Origin of the sequence: Psychrobacter piscatorii (assembly GCF_904846415.1) — a bacterium.
GTDB lineage: Bacteria > Pseudomonadota > Gammaproteobacteria > Pseudomonadales > Moraxellaceae > Psychrobacter > Psychrobacter piscatorii.
Genome location: NZ_CAJHAR010000056.1, coordinates 1 through 8,380, shown reverse-complemented (window position 1 = coordinate 8,380; position 8,380 = coordinate 1). Strand labels below are relative to the sequence as shown.

Here is an 8,380-nt window from a genome sequence, read left to right as displayed (position 1 = left end):
CATTAATACACTATATTAATAAATCTGATTTATTAATATAGTGTAATTAAGCGTTATAGCAAGAGTATATGAACTTGCGAACGCTTGTCTAAACCCTGATTACTTTTATTTAGCCTTTTTGTGCACTCAGCTCATTCATTAACCCATGGGCAGATTCAGCATTTAGCAGGTAAGGGTTAAAACCAATAGTCGTAGAGTATTTCAAATAGATTGCAGCGTTTTCTTCGGTCGGAGACGCATAGTTCATCGACCATTTTGACCACTCTCTGTGCTTTAGCTCACGTGTGTCAATAATCTGTAGATCATGGTGACGCTGATCAGCAATAAGACTATATAGCAATTGATTAATCTGCGCTCTTGGGCCTTCTATCGTCTGCAAAAAATAATCTTTATTAAACGTTAGCATTCCAGTGATACCATTAGCAGCGTTATTTATCTGTGCTTGCTGTAGTATTTCATTGAAATCTTTGGCCGATACATTTGGGTTTGCGCGGCTGGCATAGGTCATGCTGATTAAAATGTGTGCATCTGTCGTTACTGAGTTCATAGCTTTTCTCTCATACAAGTGTCATGGGTGCAGGTCTGGTTATCAGTATCGATGGACTAACTAAAATCGTACCAAGGTTTCTTCTTCTGAATGGTCTGCACATCACTCTTTGCTTGTTGCTCTTGCAGCTCAGATAATGTATCAATCAACATCGTGATTTGGTTGGTACTCATTAAGTAAGGATTGAACTCACTTCCTGTCGAGAATTTTAACGCCAGTCCTTTGTTCTCCTCACTTGGAATCAAGTACTTCATTGACCACTTACTCCAATGACGCTGCTCAACTTCACGGCACTCTATCACCTGCAGAGAATGATGACGCTCATCTTGCACAAGTTTTCTAAGCAGGCCATTGATAACCGGTCTTGCCCCTTCAATACTTTGTAAAAAGTAGTTATGGTTAAATACCAAAGCACCAGTGATGCCATTGCGCTCGTTATTTTGCTGAGCTTGCTCAAGGATACGAGTCACCTCACCATTGAGGTTATCGTTGTTATAACGACTGATATAAGTCAAACGTAGAATGATATGCTCACCCTGCCGCATTTTTAGACGATTTGACTCTGAAAGATCGACTGATTCCATAATTTTTTCCAATTAATTTGCTAGATTTATAAAAAAGGCTGTGCAGGTATTGCTAATCACTCATCAATGGCCGGACTAATGTGACTGTTGAATTTTTTTGATAAATTCACTCATACCACGTGCTAGATTCGCGTTACTGCTCTTTTGTACTTCTTGTGCCAACAGTAATAATTGCGCGCTGTCCTCACACTGCTCTAGACTCAGTAAATAGCCCCAAGCTTCTGCAGGTGGTGCATTTTTTTCAATATAGGTTGCCAATTCAGATTTAATGGTTCCATAGTTGGCACCAGCAACTTTTGACTTAAACATACTACCGATAGACTTTTTGCCAGTCTCTGCAATTTTGCTTGGCGGTTTACTATTAGAAGTACGATCGAACTCTATCTCAGTACTGACATCAAATGAGTTGTCTGTGGATTGAGGTTGCTCAGCGACTGGAACTTGAGGGATAGTAGGTGCTTCGGTTACAGTAGATACCTGAGGTGCTGTTTGAGTTTGCGAACTAGCGTTAGCGGCACCAATCAGCTCAATACACTCAAGCTCTACAAGCAATTCAAATAAAGGCCCGACACCGCCAAAATCAGCAAACATTTTGCTATTATCAAGCGTATCAAGGTAGTTTTGATACGTGCGCTTGCCATCAATCATAATCAGCAATGTTCTCGCTTCTCGCGGCAATATACCGAGACTTTGAGACTTTATTTCTGCTCTACCTAAATCGCTTTTGCGAAACACGTCACCGTAGTTCATTCTTTATACTCAGTATTGACAGCAAGATAGGCACCTTACCGATAAGACGCCGACCCAGATAATTTTTGTTCTTTTCAGCCATGAATGGCCAAACTCTGATAGATTTAAATTCATTGTTAACTGATGCTTTACATGCAACCTTGGCGCTTAAAATCAGCTACACTATTTAATTAAATAGAGTATATCAATGTCATTAATAGACTGTTAGCACTAATTGAATTGGATAGCACAAACGGTTTATATAAGGTATGAAAGGTAGTTTTTATAAATTTCAATATAAAAACTGATAATGAAAACAATGATAAATATCGTTTTTATAAGACTAATTTTATAAATGAATAGCCGTAGCCATATATTTTGAATAAACAATATAATAGTAGTTTTATACCATCTAAAGATAAAATAATATAAACATAAGTTTTGTTTTTTTAATAATGTTAATAATGAATAGTGCGTACATTTTTTATATTTGATGCTTATTTAATACAGTCTTAAGCACATATCTTCTTTACGTTATTTTATTTATATATATACTATTAACCCCCGTGATTACGGGGGTTAATAGTATATTCTTTACATATAAGTCTTAGGTAAATCCTAGAACGGTAGTTCTTATAAGATAGTATTCATATACCCTAAGTTTCTGATCAATAAGGTTATTATTATTTATTACCTTAAGTATGTAAAGATATAACTCAAAAATACCTATGTTAATACCTTCCATAACCAGTTATTTTGGATAGAATGTAAAGTATAGTGACATATCAAGTTAACTGGAATGTAAGCTTATCGTCGATACCGATATCGTACTCTTTAACTTACTATGACTCTAGCAACTAACATAATCCTTAATCTGACTACTCACTAACTTACTGAAGACTAATTTAATGCTTCCTATCAAAGATTATTTAGACAATGCCGAAAATTCAAGCTCATTTAAAGATTTAGTTAATCTTAAACTCATCGTACCTGACTCATATATTCTAGACATAAGTTCTTTGGATGAAAAAAATCAATCCTTGTATGAGAGATCTGTACTTGTATCTTGTAATCTCATTGAAAACCCATATGACCTACAAGAGAGATATAGTGATTATTGTCCAATTGAATTGGAAGCTTACCTTACATCAAGAATAATCATTACCAATTCAAAATACTTAAAGCTATTGTATAAACTCGCACTACTAGATAAACAATTTGAACTCAAAAAATCCATCAGAAATTTACCTGAAAAACTAAACTTGTGGTATTCGGATTTGGAACAAGCTATTTCCTCATCTAACCGAGAGGCTGACTACCTTATCGTACTTCCTAGATTATTATTGAAGTACCTTCAACTGTCAAAATCGTTAAATAAGAAAATCCCAGACCAATTATACAAAGTTAAATGTACTATATGTAATTTGCAACCAAATATAGAAGAAGCTTGCGCTCTAGTAGACAGTGAATTACTCGACTTTTTCCGAGAAGATGACGGATTAGTAGAAATTATTGAATATTTTTTTGGCTCAGTCAAAGCCAATGTACAGTACACTCCTAATATCTCTGAGAACCCAATGCTTACTGGATTCTTCGATAAATCTATAAAATATTGTGATCAGAGACACTTAAATGAAACTAAGCACATATTGTGTGATTACATAGTTAATCTAATAGAACAACATATTAGGAGTGGTACACAACACCCTCTTCAAAAACTCGGTTTTTATCAAAAAATGATTGAATGGTCTAAATATCATCAAGATTCAAGCACGATTAAAAACTTTGCTCTAATACAAATCGTTTCTTTAGCAGAGGAAATTAAAAAAGATACCGCTCAATGTGTTGAAAATATTGAAATCCCTATTTCCGAGACAGTAAGAAAAGGTTTAGTAGAGGAAGATAAAAAATTTGCAGAACAATCTACTTATGATTGTTTAATTGAAATGTCTTGTAATTTATTTAAGCTTGCTAATCAAAGCTTTGGTAAAGAGGATAATGAGTTGCACCCTAGTCATATCACAAGTCACGTTATGATTGACGAAAGTGGCTTGCCAATCGGAATGATTAGATCTGACGAGGATAGGTATTTTGATAAAACTAAATCTCTGATTGTTATTTCCATGCAACTAAAAATGAGTAGATATACTACTTTAAAAAATAGAGATGACTTTGCTAAAACATTGTTGAGCATAAAGTTATTTAAATCAGGTGAAGATAAGCACGTTAGCAATGCTATCAAGGATTTTTTGAATGATGATTACTATGGATTTGTTAGCCGATCAATCCCATTAATTGAAAAGAAATTAAGATTAATCTTACGAGAGCTAGGTGAAGCAGACATATGGCCTAATGACAACGGTGGTTTTGATTACAAGACAATATATGGTTTTATGTCGAGCGATAAAGTAGCTGAGGCTTTTTCAGAGCCAGTAAGATTTATGTTTCAAGCTATTTATCATGATAGACGAGGATTTAATTTAAGAAATAAAATGGCACATGGTATTATAGAAGCAGATGAGATCAGCTTACTTCATGGTTTACTTGTCTTATTTACAATCACCTTTCTTTCAACGATTGAGTTTGAGTAAGTCAGCCATTGGCAATTTAATATAACCAGCATCGAGTAATCATTCACTTCAAGCAACTTTTTCTAAATTTTAGAAACTGCTTTAGTAAACTAGTTTTTAGAAAAAGTTATAGTTTTATACTTACTTGATTCTTCTAGATCGAACCAAATTTTCACGAAGATAATATGCTCTTGCAGATCCAGTCTCAACGAGACTAGTAAGTAAAAACAAGCAAACATCATACATTTTACGACTCAACACACCTCTTTCCTCAAATTGAAGGTATCGTCCTAATATCATTTCTAAGTAGAAGGCAGTATCTCCTTGCCTATTGATGAGTTGAGGACTATTAGAGAGATTCTCAGCTAGTATATAGATACCTTCACTGAAGAAAACATCATAAAAATCATAAATTAAGGCCGACAAACCTTTAAATACATTACTGTTATTATTATATTTACTCGCAAATTCCAGTAGATTTTTAGCACCAACTTTCATGAAAATTATATCTTTCTCAACTCCGTTCCACGTATATCCAAGAAACACTATACTACGTAGCAAGTTATTTAGGTCATTTTGATGCCCTATGTAAGGATCATCTAGATCATTTAACGCTATATCATGGACGCCTTGAGCCAATATAGACCAAAACACCCATATTGAAACAAAATCTTCTTGCTTGTCCATTTCTGTTTCAAATAATAGCTTCACAAAGTACATAAAGCTTGGAGCTTTAGTACATCCTGCGATTAACAAGTCTTTGAAATTTTCAAAACCATCTATTCTTGAAGAAAGAAGGTGTTCAGTTAAGCACTTACGTACCTCTTCTTTTTGATTTATTATTTGATCCTTAGGTAAACTTTCACGGTTCTGCTCTGATTCAAATGCAAAGCCAACAATCTTGTTTATTAACTTTATATAATCAGGATTATCATTTTTTAAGGGAATCATAAGCATTGGAAGATATATGAGTGAAGAACTATGGGTAGTTAGATTAATGTTATCAACATTAATCTCGAATCTACCACTGATTAATTTAACTCGAAATTCTTCAATTAAATCTTTCCAACTGCTAAGTGCAGCTATTCTTTCAGGCTCTCTTAAGTGATGGAGTCTTCGTAAAGAAATAGTTTCTTTATAAAACTTTGCATACTCAACGACTCCAGCTAAGCAGTTAGCAGCTAGCTTTGGATCTATTGACCACAAGAAATCTCTAACTCCTTTAGCTGCATAACTTTTAACTCCAAAATTTATATGAGTCAACCCTTTTGCTAAAGCTAATTCTATCTTCTCTCTCTGACTATCAATGACGTCTAAAGTAAATAGCTTTGATATAGAGTATGCACAAGCCCCTGCACCGAGTAAAACGACGTTACTACTATTTCCTATATCATCTGCATTGATAGATATTGAATCAATAATAATATTAGTACACCACTCTTTGTCTTCATCATTCAACGAGTCTAAAATATCACGAACACAAACTGCGGCAGTCGTTGCTATTGCTTCAACAGCTATTCTTTCTAAACCATAAACCTCGCTATTTTGTAAACACTCAAGCAACATCTTTGCTTCTATCAATGCATCTTGATATGTAAGGTAATATTTTTCTTTAAAAGTATTTTCTTTAAACAAACTATCTGACCATAAACTCAAAGCATTGATCTTATTGGTTTTTTCCAACCTCTTACTAAGCTCTTTTTGCTCTTGTTCCATGTCTGGCGGGAGTTCAGACAAATTCTGCAAACCAATTACATTGTTTTCTTCATCTTTAATAGCCTGCATCATACGTGTATCAACACGACGAATCATATATCGAAGAGACTTTACCTCTCGGCTCACTGCTTCATTTGTTAATTTTTCAACAACTTCTATGGCATCATCTCTCAAATCATTATCAAACTGCATTTCAAATAAAAGTGTCTCTAAACTTTTCTGCCTCCACGGTTTGAGTGCTGCGTCTCTTCGTTCCGCAATATATAATTTCATCATAGGCTCTTGCGACATAAAGAAATGTAACTCGTTAGCTCCTCCTTCTTGACACTTCCGGTTCAAATCTAAACCATATAAATCAGCAGTTCTTAATAAAGGTAACGAAGATTTACCTACTTTTTTAAGAAATCCTGTTGCTACTGATGACAGAACGGAAGTAGGCATTATAGAATTACTATTCCGCAATAAATAATCATAAATAAACTCTATGAACCGCCCCGGGATTGTCGGAGACTCAACATTCTGAGAGAATACGACAATGAAAACACGAAACTACACTCCTGAGATTAAAGAACGCGCCGTTCGCATGCTCATTGAATCAGCAAATGACTATCCCTCCACCTGGTCAGCGATTCAAGCCATTGCCCCTAAGATTGGCTGCACACCTGAAACTCTACGCTCGTGGCATAAAAAGCACATCGATCAAACCATTCCTGCAAATGTGCAAGCTCAAAGTCAAGAGCAGCGTATTAAGGATCTCGAGCGCGAGAATAGAGAACTCAAGCAAGCCAACGAGATTATACGTAAGGCTGCCGCTTTTTTCGCCCAGGCGGAGCTCGACCGCCCACCGAAATAATGGTCGATTTTATTGATGTTAACAAGCAAGAATATGGGATCGAGCTGATTTGTAGAGTACTACCGATTGCCCCGTCAACCTATCACCGTGCTAAAGACTTAGAAGAGTGCCCTGACAAGCGCTCACTACGCAGTCAGCATGACGACTATTATATTAGCGAGATTAAACGCATCTGGCAGGACAGCAAATGCCGCTATGGCGCTCGTAAGGTCTGGCAACAGATGAAAGCGGACGGGCTACAGGTTGCTCGGTGTACTGTAGAGCGTTTAATGAAGCAATATGAGCTGCAAGGGGTTTGGCGTGGCAAAGGTAAGATTACGACTAATAGCCGTGATGACCAGAAGCGCGCTGATGATTTGGTTAATCGTAACTTTAACGCCCAGCGTCCTAACCAGCTGTGGGTGGCGGACTTCACTTATATCAAGACCATGAGCGGCTGGGTCTATACCGCTTTTATCATTGATGTGTTTGCCCGCGCTATTGTGGGCTGGAAAGTCTCTAATCGTATGAATACCGATATGGTGATGGCGGCGTTAAATCAGGCAATAACAGATAGGAATAATCCTAAAGCTGTGATTCATCATAGTGATCGAGGGGTTCAGTATTTATCCATTCGTTATACTGATAAGATGGCTGATTCTGGCGTCATTGCCTCTGTTGGCACAACAGGCGATTCATACGATAATGCGTTGGCTGAAACGGTTAACGGGCTTTATAAAACGGAAGTGATTGATTATTTAAAACAGCAGTGGCAAGGCGTGAATGATGTTGAACTGGCTACTTTAGAGTGGGTCGATTGGTTCAACAAAACACGTTTGCACAGCACGATTGGTTATGTGTCGCCTTTTGAGTTTGAAAAGCGGTATTATGACAATTTAACCCTGTCAGGCATGGCTGCCTGACTCAAGTAAAACACTCTCCGATATACTCGGGGCGGTTCACTATCTGATTATCATCACTACACACCTCTAGGTAACCTATTAACCAGTTCTCTAAAGCCATGAGAGCACATTGAAGTACGTCAGGTAATGTTGAATGCCCTCGATATCCTTTCCAAAGATGAGGAGAAGCGTATTGCTTCACCACAGACCCATCATTTAGAATTAATTCTACCTCTTTTACTGTAAGTTCTGTACTGTAGTGGCATAATTAAATCGGACCATGTTTAAGAGGTTATACTAACCCAAAAGAAGGAACATAGTATGACCAGCAAACGCAGAGAATATACCCGAGAATTCAAGTTAGAAGCCGTCTGCTTAGTCGTTGATCATAAGCGCAAAGTAGCAGAAGTGGCAGAGTCTTTAGGAATTGGTGCATCAACCCTAGATAACTGGGTACGCAAGTATAAAAAAGAGCAGCAAGGGGTTGCACCAGCTGCAGG

At 36.7% G+C, this 8,380-nt stretch carries 7 protein-coding genes and 1 other annotated feature; of the genes, 3 read left to right on the top strand and 4 right to left on the bottom strand.

Annotation, left to right across the window (positions count from 1 at the left end; translation table 11 throughout):
• Nucleotides 1-109: 109 nt before the first annotated feature.
• The 3 genes from JMX83_RS14375 to JMX83_RS14365 all read right to left on the bottom strand — a co-directional run bounded on the left by JMX83_RS14375 (nt 110) and on the right by JMX83_RS14365 (nt 1,881).
• The gene (locus JMX83_RS14375) at nt 110-547 is read right to left on the bottom strand and encodes a BLUF domain-containing protein (RefSeq protein ID WP_201603160.1); all 438 of its coding nucleotides are present in this window, start codon (nt 545-547) and stop codon (nt 110-112) included.
• A 56-nt stretch (nt 548-603) separates the two neighbouring features.
• Nucleotides 604-1,131 (bottom strand): BLUF domain-containing protein, encoded by a 528-nt coding sequence (locus tag JMX83_RS14370; protein WP_201603157.1) that lies wholly within the window; start codon nt 1,129-1,131, stop codon nt 604-606.
• 75 nt (nt 1,132-1,206) lie between these two features.
• Entirely contained in the window at nt 1,207-1,881 is a 675-nt protein-coding gene (locus JMX83_RS14365) for a hypothetical protein (protein ID WP_201603155.1), read from the bottom strand.
• Nucleotides 1,882-2,768: 887 nt separating this feature from the next.
• On the opposite strand from JMX83_RS14365, the gene JMX83_RS14360 reads away from it, so the two are divergent.
• Nucleotides 2,769-4,451 carry a DUF4209 domain-containing protein gene (locus tag JMX83_RS14360; protein WP_201603153.1) on the top strand — a complete coding sequence of 561 codons (1,683 nt, stop codon included), beginning with the start codon at nt 2,769-2,771 and terminating at the stop codon, nt 4,449-4,451.
• Between the two features lie 120 nt (nt 4,452-4,571).
• On the opposite strand, the gene JMX83_RS14355 is transcribed toward JMX83_RS14360, so the two are convergent.
• Nucleotides 4,572-6,587: a hypothetical protein gene (locus JMX83_RS14355; protein WP_201603151.1), complete on the bottom strand. Its 2,016-nt coding sequence runs from the start codon at nt 6,585-6,587 to the stop codon at nt 4,572-4,574.
• A gap of 94 nt (nt 6,588-6,681) precedes the next feature.
• Between JMX83_RS14355 and JMX83_RS14350 the strand changes: the two genes are divergently transcribed.
• A protein-coding gene (locus JMX83_RS14350; protein ID WP_406947643.1) for an IS3 family transposase occupies nt 6,682-7,901 on the top strand; the annotation gives its coding sequence in 2 pieces (ribosomal slippage) (nt 6,682-6,958 and nt 6,958-7,901; 1,221 coding nt in all).
• Nucleotides 6,957-7,073: a sequence feature (AL1L pseudoknot), on the top strand. (Overlaps the previous gene by 117 nt.)
• A 300-nt stretch (nt 7,902-8,201) precedes the next feature.
• Nucleotides 8,202-8,380: transposase (locus JMX83_RS15450; RefSeq protein WP_201603148.1), on the top strand; the 179-nt coding region annotated here is incomplete at its 3' end.

Excerpts from the sequence above, each read along its gene's own strand:
- JMX83_RS14365 (WP_201603155.1), bottom strand. The coding sequence starts at position 1,881 with ATGAACTACGGTGACGTGTTTCGCAAAAGCGATTTAGGTAGAGCAGAA.
- JMX83_RS14355 (WP_201603151.1), bottom strand. The coding sequence starts at position 6,587 with ATGCCTACTTCCGTTCTGTCATCAGTAGCAACAGGATTTCTTAAAAAA.
- JMX83_RS14370 (WP_201603157.1), bottom strand. The coding sequence starts at position 1,131 with ATGGAATCAGTCGATCTTTCAGAGTCAAATCGTCTAAAAATGCGGCAG.
- JMX83_RS14360 (WP_201603153.1), top strand. The coding sequence starts at position 2,769 with ATGCTTCCTATCAAAGATTATTTAGACAATGCCGAAAATTCAAGCTCA.
- JMX83_RS14375 (WP_201603160.1), bottom strand. The coding sequence starts at position 547 with ATGAACTCAGTAACGACAGATGCACACATTTTAATCAGCATGACCTAT.